This is a genomic window from Thermanaerothrix daxensis (genome assembly GCF_001306145.1).
GTDB classification, from domain to species: domain Bacteria; phylum Chloroflexota; class Anaerolineae; order Anaerolineales; family Anaerolineaceae; genus Thermanaerothrix; species Thermanaerothrix daxensis.
Genome location: NZ_LGKO01000002.1, coordinates 628,258 through 646,484, shown reverse-complemented (window position 1 = coordinate 646,484; position 18,227 = coordinate 628,258). Strand labels below are relative to the sequence as shown.

General features: G+C 57.6%; 25 protein-coding genes. 4 read left to right on the top strand and 21 right to left on the bottom strand.

The window, feature by feature from the left end; translation table 11 throughout:
- Positions 1-79 precede the first annotated feature (79 nt).
- The 4 genes from SE15_RS14000 to SE15_RS03300 are packed head-to-tail and all read left to right on the top strand — an operon-like array spanning position 80 to position 3,408.
- Entirely contained in the window at positions 80-550 is a 471-nt protein-coding gene (locus SE15_RS14000) for a PCYCGC motif-containing (lipo)protein (protein ID WP_083461662.1), read from the top strand.
- A 5-nt stretch (positions 551-555) separates the two neighbouring features.
- Positions 556-1,068 (top strand): cupredoxin domain-containing protein, encoded by a 513-nt coding sequence (locus SE15_RS03310; RefSeq protein ID WP_054520675.1) that lies wholly within the window; start codon positions 556-558, stop codon positions 1,066-1,068.
- On the top strand, positions 1,055-2,380 hold the full coding sequence (locus tag SE15_RS03305; protein WP_054520674.1) for a 4Fe-4S binding protein: 1,326 nt from the start codon (positions 1,055-1,057) through the stop codon (positions 2,378-2,380). The genes SE15_RS03310 and SE15_RS03305 overlap by 14 nt, the downstream gene beginning before the upstream one ends.
- A 5-nt stretch (positions 2,381-2,385) precedes the next feature.
- Entirely contained in the window at positions 2,386-3,408 is a 1,023-nt protein-coding gene (locus SE15_RS03300) for a c-type cytochrome (RefSeq protein WP_160316653.1), read from the top strand.
- Between the two features lie 15 nt (positions 3,409-3,423).
- On the opposite strand, the gene SE15_RS03295 is transcribed toward SE15_RS03300, so the two are convergent.
- From SE15_RS03295 to SE15_RS03205, 21 genes are all read right to left on the bottom strand, one after another.
- Positions 3,424-4,476, bottom strand: coding sequence for a sensor histidine kinase (locus SE15_RS03295; RefSeq protein WP_054520672.1), 1,053 nt, complete (start codon positions 4,474-4,476; stop codon positions 3,424-3,426).
- Positions 4,473-5,168, bottom strand: coding sequence for a response regulator (locus SE15_RS03290; RefSeq protein WP_054520671.1), 696 nt, complete (start codon positions 5,166-5,168; stop codon positions 4,473-4,475). Before SE15_RS03290 ends, SE15_RS03295 begins: the two co-directional genes overlap by 4 nt.
- 92 nt (positions 5,169-5,260) lie before the next feature.
- A complete protein-coding gene (locus SE15_RS03285) occupies positions 5,261-5,881 on the bottom strand; it encodes a hypothetical protein (protein ID WP_152965516.1) in 621 nt (206 codons plus the stop codon).
- A gap of 50 nt (positions 5,882-5,931) precedes the next feature.
- The gene (locus SE15_RS14690) at positions 5,932-6,105 is read right to left on the bottom strand and encodes a hypothetical protein (RefSeq protein ID WP_236689971.1); all 174 of its coding nucleotides are present in this window, start codon (positions 6,103-6,105) and stop codon (positions 5,932-5,934) included.
- Positions 6,106-6,114: 9 nt separating this feature from the next.
- Positions 6,115-6,423: a hypothetical protein gene (locus SE15_RS03280; protein ID WP_054520669.1), complete on the bottom strand. Its 309-nt coding sequence runs from the start codon at positions 6,421-6,423 to the stop codon at positions 6,115-6,117.
- Positions 6,424-7,673: 1,250 nt separating this feature from the next.
- Positions 7,674-8,540: a tyrosine-type recombinase/integrase gene (locus tag SE15_RS03270; RefSeq protein WP_054520667.1), complete on the bottom strand. Its 867-nt coding sequence runs from the start codon at positions 8,538-8,540 to the stop codon at positions 7,674-7,676.
- A 384-nt stretch (positions 8,541-8,924) separates the two neighbouring features.
- Entirely contained in the window at positions 8,925-9,701 is a 777-nt protein-coding gene (locus tag SE15_RS03265; protein WP_054520666.1) for a Rad52/Rad22 family DNA repair protein, read from the bottom strand.
- A gap of 593 nt (positions 9,702-10,294) precedes the next feature.
- Positions 10,295-10,516 (bottom strand): hypothetical protein, encoded by a 222-nt coding sequence (locus tag SE15_RS03260; protein WP_054520665.1) that lies wholly within the window; start codon positions 10,514-10,516, stop codon positions 10,295-10,297.
- Positions 10,517-10,734: 218 nt separating this feature from the next.
- Positions 10,735-12,015 (bottom strand): hypothetical protein, encoded by a 1,281-nt coding sequence (locus SE15_RS03255; protein ID WP_054520664.1) that lies wholly within the window; start codon positions 12,013-12,015, stop codon positions 10,735-10,737.
- Positions 12,012-12,455, bottom strand: a complete 444-nt coding sequence (locus SE15_RS03250; RefSeq protein ID WP_054520663.1) for a hypothetical protein — start codon at positions 12,453-12,455, stop codon at positions 12,012-12,014. The genes SE15_RS03255 and SE15_RS03250 overlap by 4 nt, the downstream gene beginning before the upstream one ends.
- 71 nt (positions 12,456-12,526) lie before the next feature.
- Entirely contained in the window at positions 12,527-12,661 is a 135-nt protein-coding gene (locus SE15_RS14780) for a hypothetical protein (protein ID WP_269082258.1), read from the bottom strand.
- A gap of 83 nt (positions 12,662-12,744) precedes the next feature.
- Positions 12,745-13,182 carry a pilus assembly protein TadG-related protein gene (locus SE15_RS03245; protein WP_054520662.1) on the bottom strand — a complete coding sequence of 146 codons (438 nt, stop codon included), beginning with the start codon at positions 13,180-13,182 and terminating at the stop codon, positions 12,745-12,747.
- Entirely contained in the window at positions 13,182-13,586 is a 405-nt protein-coding gene (locus tag SE15_RS03240; protein ID WP_054520661.1) for a TadE/TadG family type IV pilus assembly protein, read from the bottom strand. Before SE15_RS03240 ends, SE15_RS03245 begins: the two co-directional genes overlap by 1 nt.
- A gap of 10 nt (positions 13,587-13,596) precedes the next feature.
- Entirely contained in the window at positions 13,597-13,746 is a 150-nt protein-coding gene (locus tag SE15_RS14450; protein WP_160316652.1) for a Flp family type IVb pilin, read from the bottom strand.
- Between the two features lie 2 nt (positions 13,747-13,748).
- A complete protein-coding gene (locus SE15_RS03235; RefSeq protein WP_054520660.1) occupies positions 13,749-14,153 on the bottom strand; it encodes a prepilin peptidase in 405 nt (134 codons plus the stop codon).
- Complete coding sequence (locus tag SE15_RS03230; protein ID WP_054520659.1) at positions 14,150-14,701, bottom strand: hypothetical protein; 552 nt, start codon at positions 14,699-14,701, stop codon at positions 14,150-14,152. The genes SE15_RS03235 and SE15_RS03230 overlap by 4 nt, the downstream gene beginning before the upstream one ends.
- Positions 14,698-16,026 (bottom strand): hypothetical protein, encoded by a 1,329-nt coding sequence (locus SE15_RS14585; protein WP_201778046.1) that lies wholly within the window; start codon positions 16,024-16,026, stop codon positions 14,698-14,700. Before SE15_RS14585 ends, SE15_RS03230 begins: the two co-directional genes overlap by 4 nt.
- The gene (locus tag SE15_RS03220) at positions 16,023-16,211 is read right to left on the bottom strand and encodes a hypothetical protein (protein WP_054520658.1); all 189 of its coding nucleotides are present in this window, start codon (positions 16,209-16,211) and stop codon (positions 16,023-16,025) included. The genes SE15_RS14585 and SE15_RS03220 overlap by 4 nt, the downstream gene beginning before the upstream one ends.
- 273 nt (positions 16,212-16,484) lie before the next feature.
- Positions 16,485-17,057: a methyltransferase family protein gene (locus tag SE15_RS03215; RefSeq protein WP_054520657.1), complete on the bottom strand. Its 573-nt coding sequence runs from the start codon at positions 17,055-17,057 to the stop codon at positions 16,485-16,487.
- Between the two features lie 3 nt (positions 17,058-17,060).
- Positions 17,061-17,342 carry a hypothetical protein gene (locus SE15_RS03210; RefSeq protein WP_054520656.1) on the bottom strand — a complete coding sequence of 94 codons (282 nt, stop codon included), beginning with the start codon at positions 17,340-17,342 and terminating at the stop codon, positions 17,061-17,063.
- Positions 17,343-17,360: 18 nt separating this feature from the next.
- On the bottom strand, positions 17,361-18,227 hold the full coding sequence (locus SE15_RS03205; protein ID WP_054520655.1) for a type II secretion system F family protein: 867 nt from the start codon (positions 18,225-18,227) through the stop codon (positions 17,361-17,363).

Here is an 18,227-nt window from a genome sequence, read left to right as displayed (position 1 = left end):
CAGCGCTTAAAGATCAGCGTATCTCTCTTTATACTCATGGCAGAAAGATTTTTAATGGGGAGGGAGGATCCCCAACAGCATGCCTCAACATCATTCTTCGTCTCATGCCAAGTTTGCCGGCTTGCTGGCGCTTTTGCTCTCCATGATCTCAATCCCACTGAGCGCCTGTACTGGGACTGGCGCCTCTAGGGCCGATCTAGATATGGCACCTCTCTCTGCTATGCCCCCAACTGTGCAAAAAGCGCCGATATCCGTCCAAGAGGCTTACCGTTTTGCCCTGGCTAATCCTGAAGTTCTTCAACACATTCCCTGCTACTGCGGATGCAATGCCATAGGGCATACCTCAAACTACGCGTGCTATGTAGAAACCATCAACTCCTCATCAGGGGAAGTTATTTTTGATTCCCACGCATTGGGGTGCTCCATCTGCGTGGACATTACCCGGGATGTCATGCGACTAATGCGGGAGGGCAAATCGTTATCAGAAATCCAAACAACCATTGATCGAATCTACTCCCAGTACGGTCCGCCTAACACTCCCCCGCGCTGAAAGCCATGGCTACGCAAATAGGCATCAACAGGCGCCAAAAAATCTTTGGGCTTTTACAATATTGCAGCCTGATGATCACCATTGGAGCAATTCTCTGGCTTCCTCTGCCTTTTCCCACACCGCCTCCCACGGATCGCCATATTCGTGTGGAGGCACAGACTTTCCAATTCACACCCGGGGAGATTCGCCTCAATCCCGGTGATCGTGTCACCCTTGAACTGATATCCACAGATGTTGTCCACGGTCTCTCTCTGGATGGATATTCAATCAACTTGAAAGCAGAACCCGGACAACCCGCCAGGATCACCTTTACTGCTAACCGGGTCGGCGTTTTCCGCTTTCGATGTTCCATCACTTGTGGCAACCTTCACCCCTTCATGATTGGGAAGCTTCAGGTGGGTCCAAATATGTCGTTGCTGCGCGGCACTGCACTTGGAGGTTTAGGAATCCTGCTCGCCCTGAGTAGATTTTTCCAACCCATCCGCACTTCCACGCGGTCAGCCCATGAACCGAATTGATTTAACCCAGTATCGTCTCCTTAACATCTTGTTTCACTATCGTTGGCCACAGTTTCTCATCCGTGCCATTGCTCTGGCTGGCCTGATCTTTACCATTCTTGCCGGTTTATTCGGCACCCGGGTAGGCAGCCATAACTTTGCCACCATCTTTGTATGGATAGCCTGGTGGAGTGCCCTCAAGCTCTTTTTTATCCCATTGGGAGGGCGTTCCTGGTGCAGTATATGTCCCATTCCCCTACCCGGTGAGTGGTTGCAAAATCGGGGCATTTTATCCCCCCGGGGACCACAAACTTTGAGGGGAAGGGCGTGGCCCAAAGCCCTGCGAGGTCACTGGTTGCAAGTGGGCACTTTTTTGCTGATTGGCTTGTTTGGGGCCATAATCCTAACCTCTCCTAACGCCACTGCCTTAATCCTGGTGGGATTATTTATCCTTGCTACCATCCTCAGCCTAATTTTTGAAAGACGGGCTTTCTGTCTTTACCTATGTCCTATCGGTGGGTTCACCGGACTATACGCCAAACTAACACCCCCAAAGATCGGCGTTAAAGAAACATATCTTTGTGCAACTCATACGGAAAAGACCTGCTATCATGCCTGTCCTTGGGGACAGTATCCATTAGCCCTAAAATCCAGCGCTAATTGTGGGCTATGTATGGAATGCCTGCGCGTCTGTCCTTACAACAACATCGCTGTTAATCTACGTCCCTGGGGAGCCGAAATGACCCTGAACAGCAGGGTGCATCTGGATGAAACCTTCTTGGGGTTGGTAATGATCACCACGGCACTGGTAGATGCGGCTATTTTTCTAGGACCTTGGGGAGCGTTAAAATCTGCAGCCTATGCACTTGGCAGTCCTGCTTGGTGGTTATTTGCCACTGCCTTCCTCGTTACTGCCATCTTCCTCATCCCAGGATTTTACGCTCTCGCTGTAAGCATTGCGTTGAACTTGCAGAGAAGCACACAATCCCTTCCACGGGCCCTTAACCACTACAGTCCCATTCTGCTGCCGCTCGGTCTGACCGCCTGGATCGCTTTTACCATTAATTTTGCCTTTACCAAATTCACTTATATTCCATCTGTAATCTCTGACCCGCTGGGATGGGGATGGAACCTGCTAGGGCTCAGCACCTCTCCTGGGCCAGGTGAAGTTCCATTCCTTGGCTCACTTCTTCAAATAGTCATCCTGGCAATTGGGATGTTTTGGTCCACAAACATTGCTTGTCGCCAGGGTGAAACCCTCCGATCCGTCGTTCCATTGCTCTTCTTTATTGGAGGGGTTGGTATCTCCATGATGTGGTTATTAGTTGGATGAAACCAATGAAACACGAAGTTCTTGCTCGCAGTATCCTGGTTTTGGGGGTTGCACTGGCCTTTTCGATACCCTTAATAGGCAAATTTTACCCGAGGGTCGTGGAGCCGTCCCGGATATTAGAAGTTCATGCGCGCATGCCAGAAAGTGGAGGTTGGGACCCCGATCATATTTCAATCCATGTCGGCGAATCCTTGAAACTACGCTTCACCAGTGAAGATGTCGTCCATGGATTCGCCATTGGTAAACTAAATCAGCCCTCAGTGGAAATCCATCCAGGTGAGGTTACAGAAATCACCCTCATCTTCGACCACCCCGGCACCTATACGTTCTACTGCACCCGCTGGTGCGGTCCCAACCACTGGCGCATGCGAGGCATTCTCGAAGTCACCGGTGAAAGCGCCGCCCCCACACCTGAACCTCAACCGCTGTACCTCGAGCTGGGGCTTGATCTCGATGCCCCTCATCTGGCAGAAGTCATTCCCGCACGGATTACAATGCCAGAGCGTGGTGCGCAGTATGCTAATCAGCTGCCGGCTTACGCGCTGGATCGAAAGACCCACCTGACCACCAGCCCAGCCAGGCTCTGGATGCAATTGCGCGCTGAACCCACCCTGGCCTCTCTGAGTGACGATGAATTGTGGGATGTTGTAGCCTGGCTCTGGCAGCACTTATCTTCTGCCCAGGCCTGGACAGAGGGGCAACAACTATATTCGGCCAATTGCGCTGCCTGCCACGGAGAAACCGGCAAAGGGGATGGTGTGATGATGCGTGGCCTTCCGGCGTACACCCACGAGAGTCACCTCTCTGGCACGAGGACCAGACCGCCCGATTTTAGCAATCCCCGCTATCTGCTGGGGGCAAGCCCAGCCCTTCTCGAAGGAAAAATCATTCGTGGCGGTATGGGGACAGGCATGCCTTATTGGGGCCCCATTTTTACCCAAGAACAGATTGAGGCTTTAATCGCCTATATTTATCACTTCGCGTGGAACAGTTCATTCCATCCCCCCACTGTCCCCTCCTCTCATTAGTTCTGAAATTAAGGGTTATATCCTCACCCGCACTCGGGTGCCTTCACCCGGGGCCGAAAACACCTCAAGCCGGGCGCCAATTAGTTCAGCGCGTTCGCGCATGCCAAGAAGGCCAAAATGTCCCCGTGTGGCAAAATCGGTCAGGCTGGCAGGCAACTGAAAGCCAACCCCATTATCTCGAATCTCCAGGCAGATCTGATCGCCAAATTCAATCGTCAAGAGGGCTTCTTGCGCCCGCGAATGCCGCAGCACATTGTTCAAAGCCTCCTGAGCGATGCGGTAAAGGGACAGTTCGATGCGTGGATCAAGGCGTTTTTCCGTCCCAATGCATTGAAACCCAACCCGAATACCACTGGCATGCTCAATTTCACGAGATAACATTTCCAACGCTGTCACAAGCCCCAAATCTTCAAGATAAATGGGGCGGAGGGCACGCGTCAAACGACGCAAGTTTTCAATGGTGTTCTCCGCTAACTCCCCAAGTTCCTGGAGCACCCTTCTGCTCCTCGGATCGCGGACCGAATCAAGAGCAAACTGAACGCGATGTTTGAGCGCAATTAGAGACTGAATAGTATCATCGTGGAGTTCACGGGCCAGGCGACGACGTTCCTCCTCCTGGGCAGTAGTGATTGCGTTAATGTAATCACGTAACCCTTCTTGCGACGCCTGAACTTTACGGGCCATTTCAGCCAGCCCTTGCTGAAGGTTCTGAATCTCCACAATCCCCCCTACCGGTTGCCGGATTGATTCAAAATCCCCCCAAGCCAAAGCAGTTGCCTGTTTTTCCAAAGCCTGCAAGGGGCGAATAATCTGCTTGGTACCAAACCAAAAGGCTGCCCCTGCCACTGCTAAAGGCACAAGCAGGAGCAATGGTGCCACTAATGTGAGTTCAAGAGCAGGATCCGTGGCAGCCTCCCAGGTCTCTTCAGGCAGACGTTGCCGCATTGCTTGTTCGTGTAGAGCCAGGCTACCAATAACTACCAAAACCAAGACCAGAGTTATCGGCAATACCAACCAAAACAGAGCCTGGAAACTTGAAGCACTGAGAAGTGTGGTGCTCTTTTTCATGATGAAGGGGTGTCTTCTCCCAGGAAACCTGCCGGCTGGGGAATTAATCCTAATGCAATGGCACGCATGACGGCTTCAGTCCGACTATTGACTTGTAATTTGGCAAAGATATGCCCCAAATGTCCCTGCACTGTGCGGTCGCTGATCCCCAACTGCACACCGATGGCTTTATTGGTAAAGCCCTTGGCCGCAAGTCGTAAAACCTCTAGTTCCCTCTCGGTCAGAGGAGCAATCAAACGTTCACTACGCTGAAAAAGGGCAGGCATAATTTTTCGAGCAATGGTCGGATCCAACACCGACTTTCCTTCATACACATCTCGAACAGCCTGAACAAGTTCTTTTGCATCGGCAGTCTTCAGCACGTAGCCATTAGCCCCCGCTTGTAGCACGGCCAAGATATAGGGAGTATCATCATAAGCGGTCAGGATCAGAATTCCCACTTCTGGGAAACGAATGCGCGCCCGATGTGTCACCTCAATCCCGCTTATCTTGGGCATCTGAATATCCAGTACGACCACATCGGGTTTATGCTTTTCGATCAGCGTCAGGGCCTCTTCACCATCTTCGGCCTCAGCAATCACCCGAATATCTGCTTCTCTTTCCAATATTTGGCGAATACCGGCTCGCACAACACGATGATCATCCGCCAAGAGCACTTGGATTCTGGTCTGCTTAGAAATTCGTGCTACCATAACGACAAACCCATGTTTTGATTATAGTCCATCTAGACCCAATTCGGAATCTTTTGAAAAGAAAGTTTGACTCAGAGAGAACCGGTAAGACCTTAAGAATTCCACAACTCCCCAGGCTGCTGGCTACACCACTCACCAAGGCGCATCCACGAGTTAAACGAGCCCAAAGCGTTTCCCTCATAAAACCAGAAGGGCAAGGTGTTTCCGGTTAAAAAGACCAACCGCTGGTTGGTCTCCCGAAACCCCTGTTCAAAACTTTCCAGATCACTGAGCAAATGGGAGGCTCCATCCAGCGCCATTGGCAATAAGAATATCAGCATTTTAGGATTAACCCGCAAAGTCTTTCTGTTACGCACCCCCCAACGCCAGAGCATAAAGAACCAGACGCTGGCATAGAAAGCCACCATCCGATCTGACCAGGCCGCTTTCCATCCCATGGGGGTTCCCAAAAATTGACGCAGTCCAAGGGAATCGGTTGTATACTCCCAAACAGCCTGAGTCTCAGCCAGTGAATACATTGCCTTCTCACCAAAAAGAAAAAAGGAGCGTTCAGGCAATTGGTGGCAGAAAAAAGAATAAACGAAGTAAATCCCTCTAGCTGCCGTTAACCAGTCAATCCCGATGAATACCGGAGCCAGGAATGGGGCAAAGACCCATACACTATAGCCCATCATAAGCAGCCAAGGAATCCAATGACGCCATTGTCTCATCATACGTGTTTCATATCCTCTAACGCACCAGAGCCGATTCCCAGAGAGTCAATCTAGGGCACCCAGTTCGAGAGGACATGGACAACAAGTTTAGGCTGCTGAGGATCGTTCGTGATCAAGTGAACAGCAAAGTCATGCGGACCTGCCATCCCTTCATGCATCATGAACACGGCAGAGCGAATCGTGGTGCTTTCGCCTGGCTTAAGGACCATCGAACCGATGGTCAATCCGGGCGGTCAACATCCCTCCAAAACCTCAATGTAAGGTTTTTCCTCGAACTTTAAAATCCCGTTGCCCCTATTAGTCACCTTGATAGTAAAACTCAAGGGGGTGCCTAATTTCACATCCCCAAAATTGATTTGGGATGGATCTACGGCAATGGAAGGAGTCCCCTCTATTTTTACCGATGCATTCTGAACAAACCACCCAGCAATCGCCAAAAGAAGGATGATCCCTCCTCCGACGATAATAAGATAAACGTAACTTGGTTTATTCCTTCCCTTTCCATGTTGCGGGTATTTCCGTTTGTGTTGTCTTGGGCTCATAGGGGTTCCTCACGAGCTTTAACTCAAATGGGCAAACTGAGTTCCAGGACATTTCATCAACGATTGGGCAAACAAAGGCCCGATGGCATGATTCTGGCATCAGCTACTTACAGGCTTTCCCCATCAGAAACACCTTTGACGGGCTAGGGCTCATGAATTTATATAACCCTGCCAAAATATCCATCATGGTTCACACAGCCCACCTGCCCATCTCAAAGGCTTACTGCCTTAGAATCGTCCCACAATGAGGACAGTGTCTCCAATCCACCTGTACTGATCGTTGACAATTAGGGCAATGGATTGCTTTAGCGGAACCAGGTGTGCTGATTAATCGCTGTATCAATAGAGCTCCTCCAATCGCTATCAACAAAGGAAGCCCTAAAACCAGAAACATTACCCACCAACCCCAGGTCATCATCATGCCATGACCCATGATTCCCCATGGCCCCCATCCTCCCCAGCCACAACAACCCCATGACCTCCACCCCCAATACACCGTCAATCCAAACATCAGCACGATGAAGGCAATTACAGTTCCTATTGCAATCACCCACTTCAAATTATTTCTCATTGAATACCTCCTTTCGACATACTGAACTCATTATCAACGATTAGTTAATTCCAAATCAACTCACTTCAAGGTAAGATGTGAGACGGTGCCTTAGAAGATCCTGGATAAAGGAAGCCAAATAAGGGTTTTCATTTTCCCGGCCTGGATAAGCCAGGGATAGAAAAGCACAATTGCTCCAACCATGAATGATCAAAGTTATTCCTGGATTACTCCCTTGCCAAACGAGGAAAACCGCCATTTGACAATCACAATCTTGGGTTTTGCCGTGAGAACAAAGACAATGGATTGAATCCCGACGGGCCATTTGAAGATCAAAAGTTCTGACCAAATTCAGACCCGCTGCACTTAAACACTCCGCTACCCATGCACGCACCTGGGAGTAAGGAAGATGCAAAATTAAAAAAGGGGTTAGAGAACTCATGATTTCTGACCATTTCCTAATATAGTCGGGTGAGAACCAAGGCTCAAGCGATAAAACTCCCCATTGGTTATAAGCATTTCAGCCTATGCCAGTAAAAGCCCCGCGTGCACTCATCCCTAATCCCCCATTCCATGTAAGAATAAAAAAAACCGGCCTATGCCGGGGAAAAATTGTGAGCGTGCAGGGACTCGAACCCTGAACCAATGGCTTAAAAGGCCGCCTCTTCCAGTAAAGGAAGAGGCAGCTTGATAAAATCGGTTAGTTCATGATCTTATCGTAGATTTCCTGAAGTTCATCGTGAGAAAAACGTCCGTAGAAGTCAATCGTAACCTGAACATTGGAATGTCCCATGAGATGACTCACCACGCCGATACTGACACCTTGCTTAAGCAATTTGCGGGCATAGGCGTGACGAAAAGAATGCGGGTTCCATTTTCCAGTTATTTCCGATTTGCGAGCCAATCGTTTGAACAACTGGTAAATTCCGTTTGGCTTCAACAAGAAGACACGTTGATCTTCCGTTTCCCCTCTCTTTTCTAACCAGTTCTCCAGGGCAATCGCAGTGCGAGAAGAAAAGAAAACCACACGCTCTTTTTGCCCTCCCCTCCCTTTTTCTAACACGATAGCACGCCGCTTATTTATATCCAAGCGATCTACGGTGAGACCGGCTACACCGCCTAATCTTACACCCGTGTCTGCTACAAATAAAACCAACGCTAAATCCCTTTCCGGCGTTCCTGTTTTTGATGCCGCATCTAACATTTTTGATAAATCCTCTGCTTGAATTCCTGCCGGGGATTTCTGGGGAAGAGGCGGACGCCTCAATTTTTTTGCTGGATTCATAGCAATGTATCCCTCATCAACTGCCCAGCGAAACAGCCTTTTCCATCCTCTAATAAAATTAAAAAGGGTATAAGGCTCACGATCATCTGTTCTCATCAAATGAAACAGATTGATAAGGTCGCTTGTAGTTATAGAATTTGTTTCTCTGTCTCCAAGATGAGCCACAAGGGGACGCAGATAGAAGACATACCATCTCAGCGTAGAATCTGAAATAAAACCCTTTTGTGACTCCAAAAATACGTCAACCAATTCTTTGACAGTGGGGGTTTTGTTTGTAATCATATTTACCTCCTCGACGATGTAAGTTTTGGTATCGAGGAGCGATTCTCCCACCTCAAAACGGCTCTGAAAGTTAAAAAATTTGCTATACTAATACCCAAAGACAAATCAGCCCCGCCGCGGAGACCGGCGGGACTGAGAAGGCAACGCGGTGAAGGCGCGTTGCGGCAAAAACACAAGAGAGGGCTTTTCTGCCCTCTCTTGTGTTCCGTAGTTCACGGATGCTCTGTCGAAGCGCTTTTATCATAGCAGTTATCTCGGAAAAAATCAAGTTTTGCGCAAAAAAAGAAAAGAGGGCTGGGTAAGCCCTCTTTTTCGGCAACTGGGCGCTCTTGACAGGAAAGGAAAGAGCCGGACTGGGTAGTCCGGCTCTGTTCCCGCAGGGGGTTAGCCCGCATAGGCGGATTGCAAGGTCAGGAAGGCGCGCGCCATGCGCTGAGCATGTTGGTCAGTGGGATTACGGGGCTGAAAGCCCTTGCCATCCATCGCAGCCAGCCAGCGCACATAGCCTTGCCCGTCCTTGCTCTGCCATAGTTCCGCCAGAGTGCGTCCGCTATGTTTGCCGAAGGGCAGTTTGTATGCCCCGGGCTCCGGCAGTTCCTCTGCGGCAGGCTCAGGTTCAGGTGGCTGGGCACCGTGCTCCTCCACCTCGCGCTCGATGGCGCGGCTGGTGGCTTTCTCCAGACGTTCCGCAGGCGGCAGCGCCCATTCGGGCAGTTGCGGCGGGTTGACGATCTTGCGCTTTTGGGCATCGTAGTCACACCACACCTGCGGCAGAGCATACAAGTACGCTCCCAAGCCAAACTTCACGCACGCGCGCTTAAAGGCCTGCGCCGATGCGGTCGTAACCGCATTGGGCTCTGTCCGCTCGCCTTCCTCGCCGCCGCTCAGCAGGCACTCACCGTCTCCCGTACGGGTCACCCCGGCGATGGTCAAGCGGCACAGCACCACCACCCGATCCGGCAGCATCATCACCTGGTACTCGTCCTGCCAGTCAGGACACACCAGGTTTAGCCGTTGGATATATGGCCTGCTGTCTACGTAGGCCAGCGCAAGCGCTTTGGTCTTCTCACGGTTGGTCGCGCCTGGCTTGAACTCCACCTCGTGTGAGGGGAACGGCTCAGAGAGCGCCTCCAGGATTTGAGAGAAATCAAACTGAGACATGGTAAACCTCCTTTTTGCCCCGTCCGTACCCGGGGCAATATTGGGTGTATTGCCCTGGTACGGCAGGGTGAGCCTCACGGTCTCGCTCTACCGCCTACCGAGCGGTAAGCAGCAGAGGGAGACCGTGAGACCAGGAGGTGTACCCGTCCCTTTCCGCCTATGCGGTTGTTAAAGTTCTGCCCTTGCGGGACATCACCCCGGCGGACTTGCACCGCCTCAAGCACTCTGCGGGGTGGCGGATTGAGACAGACCGGGTAGGCCTGTCTCACGGAGAGGACAAGGGAACCCATCCGCGGCGTCCGCCCAGTGGCTTCAGCCTCATCTGTCAAGGTTCCAAGAGCCTCGGCGGGTCAGCCTACGCTCTCACTGCGACCGGTGGGACTTGCACCGCACCGCCGGCTTTCACCGACAGCCGCCAAAATACAAAAACCCGCCGATAGCCTCGGCGGGTCAGCCTACGCGTTGCCACAATCACTCCGACAACCGGGTAGGTCGTCTATGCGTATTGTATGCGCGTTTTGCCCAACACGCAAGCCACCTTTCAAAATTGCAAAGCCCGCCTGCGGGGGGTAACAGGCGGGCTTTGGCCGGCCCTAGCCACGGCGCACATACTCGTTCAAGCGCCGATCAATCGGATAGTCCCGCACCAGGTAGATCGCTGCCCAGACGAGGTACCCGAGGAAGCCCAGGGCAAGTGCCCCGGCCACCCCCAACAGCACCGCGTCCCCGTTGAGGTTGAACAGCGTTTCGAGGTCAACCCCAAACAAGACATACAGCAGTGCCCCGGCGATCAGCGCAATCAGCGTTCGTTTCATGGCGGCTCTCCTTTCGTGAGTGGGTTTCGGCGGGTAGCCTAGCCGGCTGCCCTCCGCAAAGGCATGTCCCCCACACGCCCTTGCGGAGTGAAGGCAGCCGGCGCCCACCCAACGGGTCAGAGAGCTGCACCACGCCGTGGTAAGGTGCCGTCAGAGGATCAGGATCGGGCTGATCCCCTGACCGGGATCGTGAACACCCGTTCACCACCCCGGCCAGGCTACCAGCGCTCGATCCACAGCGGTTCGGACGGCGTGATCTCCACCAGGTCGCGCGGCGCACCATCCTCAAAGATCAAGCCTTCCAAGTCCGTAGCCACGCCGCTCAACCCTTCCGCCTTGCAGTCGCGCACCAGCCGCGCCCGTCCCATGCCGTCCGCCGCACACAGCGCCACCTGCCCGCCGTTCAGCCCGGCCAGGTTCTTCCACTTCCTGCGGCTGCCATCGCCGCGCTCCACCTCCACATACCAGCGTTCCTCGCCCCGCTCCACCAGCACATCCGGCGCAGCGTTCGTGCCCTCGACCTCCGGCAAGACCACCGCGTTCCACCCCCGCAGGCGCGCATGCAGCGCAAACGCCAAGATCATCACCGTGTGCGCTTCCTGCGCCTCGCCCTGGTGCAGGCGCAGCACCCGCTCCCATTCGTTTTCCACCACCGCCCAACCCCACTCTCGGCACAGCGCCCTGCCGTCCTCGCTCAGCCGATACACCGCCAGCCCCGTGGTGATCGGATGCTCGATGCGCAAACTATCCCCGATCAAGAGGCCGCTCTCCACCAGTTCCTCCGCCGGGCGGCGCACGGAGTTGGTGCGCGGCGAAATCCCTTCCACCACGCTGATCACGCGGTCAATCTCCAACCGCGCGCACAAGCCCATGGCCGAGATCGCCTTCAAGATCAGCACCTTGCGGCGGTAGCGGATGCCGTCTTCGGGCCGCAGCGCCTGCTCAAAACGCCCAGGCGCTTGCGGGATGATCATCTGCTCCAAATCGCGCGCCAGCGTTCGGTAGAGGTCGGGCAGGTCATCCAGCGTGGGCAGGCGGCGCTGCACCGCCGTCTCGGAGCCTTGCGCCTTGGGCTTCTCTTCTGCCTTGGCCTTCCAGCGCTCGGCTTCCCGTTGGGCATGATCCCGCTCGCGCTCGACCCTGGTCAGCGCCATCTGCGCCTGGTTCAGCCGTTCGCGCAGTCCCGCCACCTCTTTCTCCAACTGCTCGATCTTGCGTTCCAGCGCCGCATGGTGGCCGTTGTTGGACGCTGTCCAACCGCTTTGGCCGGTACCGGGCAGAGCAGTCAGGAAAAACGCCCGCCACTCCGCCGGCGTCCAGCCCTGCGGCACAGAAGGGTCTTCCCGCCGCCGCGCTTCCAGCGCCTCACCGGCCAGGCGCTGCGCCAGTTCCAGCACCAGCGCGCGGTAGTCCCGCGCCAGGCGCTCGGCGCTCTCCCGCAGGTCGCGCTCGGCGGCAATGAGATCGGCAAGCGCTCGCTCGCGATAGACCTCGCTCACTTCACCTCCTCCGCGACCTGCTGAACAACCTCCACGGCGCGGGCAACGGCCTGCACCGCCGCGTCCCGTTCGCCGCCCAGCGCCCAGGCGCGCACCGCCAGCGCCGCCTCGCTCACCGCACCCTTGGCCGGCTCCAGCACCGCCAGGCGCACCTCGTCCAGATCGCGCAGGACGCGATCCGCCGTCATCTGCGCCCGCAGAGGATCCGGCGTGCGGTTCATCACCTGCGCCAGGCGGTCAAGCGCGCTCTGCAACACGCCGACCTCGCGGCGGTATGCCAGGTGCGCCTTCTGCACCTGCCAGTCCTCCCAGGTCAGGATGCGGTTGCCCTCCGGCGTGACCCGGTAGCCCACCATACCCAGGATCACCAGCACTACCACCAGCGCTATGACTGCCAGATTGGATATTTTCAGTCCGTTCAGGTCAACCTCGATCTCCATGAGCCTCCTTTCGCGTCACCCGTGGGTGGGCGGCGGCAGGTAGCCAGTGCCACCGCCGCCGTGCCCGCGGCCTAGAAGAAGCGGTTCAACTGCCACAGAAGCAAGTTCAGGGACAGCGCCAACCGCTTCGCCAGCAGGTTGCCCACCACCAGGGCGGCTCCGACCTGGATCAGGTAGAGCCACAGGGTGGCTACGGCGCTGCGCATGGCGGGGAGACCTCCTTTCGCTCGGATTGGGGCGGTCTCCGTGCGCCGGTGCGCCTGACCGACCCGCGCGCCATCGGCCAGTCCTAGCGCCGCCGCACCCGCATCTCCGACACCGACACGGCGCTGACGTTCAGCGCCACCGGCGAGGCCGGGATGAGCAGGTGCACCGAAGCCGTAGCACGGCACGCCACCACCGTGGGCGACTGAAGCCAGATCGCCGTCAGCGCCGGGCCGTAGCCGACAATGCCCTGGTCGGCCACCGTGGCGGCAAACTCGCGTTGGGCGTAGCCGGCTCCCAAGCCCAGGTTGATCCGCTCCGCGCCACTGCTACGGAACGCCGCGGCGTCAATCGCCTGCGCCGCGGCTTCACAGGCGGCATCGGTGGCGGTTTGCAGGTGTGTGCGCACATACAGCGCCCGCACCACGTCCACCGCCAAAACCGCCAGCGGCACCACCACCAGCGCCAGGAACACCGCCACATACGGCAAGACCTGACCGCGTTCCAGTCGCCTGTGCGTCATCACCAGCCCTCCTGTCGGAAGGTGCTCCGCGCCTGTCCCTTGAACTCCACGTTCCCACCGCCGCCGAGTAGCGACAGCATCGAGCCGATGAAGTTGGGCGCACGCCAGTTGACCACCACCACGACCTGCGCGCCGGGACGCCCGCCGCCGTAGGCGGCCACCGCATACTCCCCGATCATCGTCTTGGCCAGCGCGGCGTTGGCGGCAGAGGCCGCCACCCCTGCCGCCCCCTGCTGCGCCACCGAGCCGGCCCGCGCGCCGTAGTTGGCGGCGTTCGCCGCCGCCACGGACGCATACCCGGCAATGGCAAAGTTGACCAGGGCAAAGGTGAGCACCAGCACCACCGGCAGCACCACCGCGGTCTCGGCCATCGCATTCCCGCGTTCACGCCGGGCAAAGCGCATACCCACCTCCCTAGATCGAACCGGCCACTTTGAGCACCGTGCCCAGGATGTTCACACCCAGGGCTTGAAAGCCCACCAGCGCCACCAAGAGCACCAGCGCGCCGATCACGACATACTCACCCATGTTGGAACCTTCGGTATCGCGCAAGAACTTGAACATGGCTAAAAACCTCCTTGAACCAGAATTTGGATTGAAAGGGTCAGCAAACTGCCCACCGCCATGGCGGGTACCGCCGCGTAGCGCACCCGTCCCTGACGGCGGAGCATCCGCACCAGGCCGGCGATCAGCAGAGCCGCGAGCGCCCCCAGCAGGCCCGCCGGCCACAAGCCCGCCAGCGCCAGCAGGATTTTGACATCTGCGCCGCCCATCCCTCCTTTCTGCCACAGCACGCCCAGCACCAGACCGACCAGTCCCAGGCGCAAGAGCGCCTCACCGCCCTGCACAACCGCGGCCACCAGCGCCGCGCCCAGGACGGGCAGGGTGAGGGGGTTGCCGACCTGCCGGCGACGCAGGTCTGACCAGGCGCACCCCACCAGCCACAGGACGATCAGCCCGGGTAGGATCATGCCTTCTTCTCCACCAGTGGTACCCGGTAGAAATACAGGCGCTTGGGTTCACCCCAGGGCAAATCCAGCCCTTGGAGCGCCTGCCCGGCTTCCACGTCAAACCACTCGCCCGCGTTCAGGATCGAGCGCTCGATCACCTCGACCCGCCGCATGTTCCGACCCAAAAGCGGATCCACCAGATGAGCCACCTTGCCGTTTTTGGCTTCCAGCGGCTTCAAGGCCGCTTTGAGGCGCTCCGGCGGGAGCGGCGAGACCACCAGGCGCACGGCGCTCTCGGTCAGGAACGCCGCCGCCGGCGGTTGATCCAGCCGCCGCTCGGCAGAGACCACCTTGACCCCGGCCTGTTGGCTCAGCCAGGCCAGCGGGTCATCCACGTGGATCGCCTGTCGCTTCCTCTCGCGCCGTTCGGCCACCTGCATGAGATACCAATCCGAAAGCACCTGCTCCATTTCGCGCAGGGCAGAGGCTTGGCGCGAGTTATACAGGGTCAGGATTGCGCCCAACAGCAAGACCGCGGCCAGTGTCGCAATGCCCAAAACGTCAATCATCTGTCCTCCTTCTCCAAACGAATGATCTCGTCAAACCGCCGTGCCAGGCGGCGGATGATCTTCGGACGCTGATCCCGCACCGCCGCTACGCCCAGCGCCAGCGCCAGGCCCAGCAGGGTCAGGAACTGCCAGAACAAGCGCGCCGAGCGCACGATCTGCTGCACCTGCACCCTGACCGGTGTGGGCGTGGGTGAAAACGTGGGCGTGGGCTGGACGGGTGTTGGTGTGACCGCAACCCTCGTAGCCGTTGAGGTCGGCGTTGAGGTATCCGTAGCGGTTGCCGTTGGAGTGGCCGAGGTTGTGGCCGTGGTCACTGCACGCCTCAGCGGCGCGGGCGGCGCAACCACCGCCGTGGCCATAGCAGTCGGTGTGAAGGTCGCCGTTGCCGCGGCAGTCGGCGTAGCCGTAAAGGTCGCCGTTGCCGTGGCAGTCGGGGTAGCCGTGAAAGTCGCCGTGGGTGTCGGCGTATCTGTTGGCGTGGCCGTGAAGGTCGCTGTGGGCGTGGGTGTATCGGTCGGCGTTGGCGTGGGGGTGTCCGTGGGGGTCGGCGTCGGGGTGTCCGTAGGCGTTGGTGTCGGCGTGTCGGTCGGTGTTGGCGTAGGGGTATCGGTTGGCGTTGGGGTCGGGGTGTCCGTGGGGGTTGGGGTAAACGTAGGTGTGTACGTCGGCGTAAACGTGGGCGTGAAAGTTGCCGTGAACGTAGGCGTGAAGGTCGGTGTGTAGGTTGCCGTGAACGTGGGTGTGAAGGTCGGCGTAAACGTGGGCGTGGGTGGAACCGGTGTGAAGGTGAACGTCGGGGTCGGTGCTGCCGGCGTGGGGGTCGGCGCATAGGTCACGTCCACATGGCGAAAGTAAACGTAGCCGCGGCTGGCCGTGAGCGTCCAGGTGGTGCACCCGGCGGGCACGGGCAGATAGATGTTGATATACCCGTCCGAACCACCGCCGCCGGGCAGGAACAAATCCATGCTGGCCGTGGCCGTGCACGCCGTGAGCGTGGCGATCCCTACGCCGGGATCGTAGGACTGCGACACACCCACGCGGAACATGGCAATGGGATAAGGTGCAAGCGCGCCGCTGACCACCCCGCCCGGCTCCAGGCGGGTCACCGTCTCCGTGCATCCCGTGGGACAGATCGCGTCCGCATGGTAGTGGCTCTGAACGCTGACCGGCCCCGCCCAGTCAATGTAGCCGTTGTTGTGCCCGTCCACGCTGAGCGTGCGCCCGGGCGGAAGCGGCGCTGCCGAACGCACACCGCCCGGCCAGACCAGGATCAGGATCAGCGCAAGAAGCAGGGATAAGAGCAGACGAAAAAGCCGCAGGTTCATGATTTATCCCGATCAGGTCTGGTCGAGATGACAATGCCAACCGCGGCGATCACGGTCAGCAGGATGACAATCACAATCTTCCAGATCGTGGGCAGCGGGAGTTGGGTCAAGGCAAGCAAGATCACCAGTATTCCAGCGGCCAGCGGTAATTCCTCGCCACACGGGCCGATCATGAACGCCATCATACGGCTACCTCCTACGCGTTTTTTGTCGTTTCCGGGCACGCTGATAAGCCCACACGGGACACCGGTGGGCCAAGTCAATGAGGGTCAAGCCGCCGAGGATCAGAAGAATGCCCTGAACGAAGGCGGCGAAAGCGGTCATTTTTGCCCTCCCAAACATGACGCACAACTACTCTTGTGCGTCATAAACACCCCGTTTTTGACGCACAACTGCGCATTTTCGGCCCCGTAAGCCCCAAAAAACATGACGCACAACTGAATCACACACCACCTCCCTCACCACACGCCGGGCAAAAGACGCCAGCGCACCTGTGATCGGTAGGTCTCGTAGCCCGCGATCAGCGCCTCTTCCCAGCGTATCCGCACCACAAACAGCGCCAGGATCAGCGCCAGCAAGAGGACGTTCCACAGGCTTACCCGCGCCAGTCCCAGCGCAAGGTAAGACGCCATCTCGCCCAGATACATGGGATGACGCACGATCCGGTAGGCTCCGCGGGTCACCAGCCCGCGATCCGCCGGCGCAATGCCGAAACTCCGCCCCAGGCTCAAAAGTCCCCACACCGAGAACGCCACGCCCAGGACGGACAGCCACAGCGCCGCCGGCGGCACGTCCGCGATCTGCAGACCAAAAGGCAGTAGCACCGCGCCCCAGGCGGTTAGCCGCTGTGAGAGGGACGCCGTGCTCTTTTCGGGACGCCGAGCCAGCATCAGGAACGCCGCCAGCCCGGCCTGCGCCACCAGCACCACCAGCGCCGCCTCACCGGCCAGCGCCTGCCGCAGGCGCGCCCCCGCCAAAAGCCCAAAGACTACCGCACCGATCACATCACCCACGCGCCAGCGTCCCATCATCGGCTACTCCCACATGTAAGGCGGTTCCCCGATCTCCTGGATCTTAAGGCTGGTCGAAAACATGGCCAGCAGGTCGGTATCCAGGATGACGTAGGCCTCTTCGGGCGTCACGCGGCGAATATTCTCTACGTTGCCGCAATTACCACAGCGGAGATGAGAATTACTCACAAACGCTTCTTCGATCCCCATCACCATGTGGCAGTTCGGGCAGAACCCCAGCGGCGACAGGCGGCGTAATTCCTCGATACGTTCTGCGTTTCTACCCGTCCGTTCAATCCGATTCATCGCATCCTCCCCTTTGCACTACTGAAAGGCTCCGAACAGCGCCAGCATCAGCGGCAGAAGCATGGCTACCAGGAACGGGAAGAAGAAAAACAGCGTCATCGGCGCAAGCAACTGGTTGTCCAAACTTGCCGCCGCCTGCTGCACCTGCGCCCGATACTCCCGCGCAAAGCCCCGCGCCACCTCGCCGATCACCCGCGGCGCTTCCACGCCCTTACCTGCTACGCGATCTAACTGCAAGGCAAAACGGGTGAGCGAGGGCAGGTTGTATTGCGAGAGCACGTCCAGCACCACGCCCTCCGCCGTCCCGCGGCTGAAGGCAGGACGCGCCGAACGGCGCGTTTCGGCTACCGCATGGCTCAGGATCGTGCCCAGCGGCCCCGGTATCTGCGCCGCCCGCACCAGCGCCTGCTCCGGGCTTGCGCCTGCCGCCATCTCCGAGGCCAGCACCGTAGCCGCCTCGGGTAGCGAGCGCTGGATCATCCGCCGCGCGTCATCCGCCGCGCCGTTGACGCGCATGAGCGGGTAATACGCCGCCAAGGGCACGAGTAGCCAAAAGACCAAACCGGGACGGGTGAGAAGCAGGTAGGCCAGCGCTACACCGCCGTAAACCAGACTGCGGGCAAGGATCCCGCCCACCGTCCAGCCCACGTAGCGCCCTGCTAACTGCGCCAGGCGCAGGTTGTCCGCCAGGCTCACCGGACGCGCCTTGATATACGCTTCGCCGTAGCGGTCGAAAAGCGACTTTTCCTCGCCGGCGATCATCCCGCTCACCCGCGCCGCCGCGCCGCGCTCAATGCGAATCGTGCGCGCCAGGCGATAGGTCAGGAATGCCACCACCAGCGCAAAGATCAGTGCCCCAATCTGCCGGATCTGATACGCATCCAT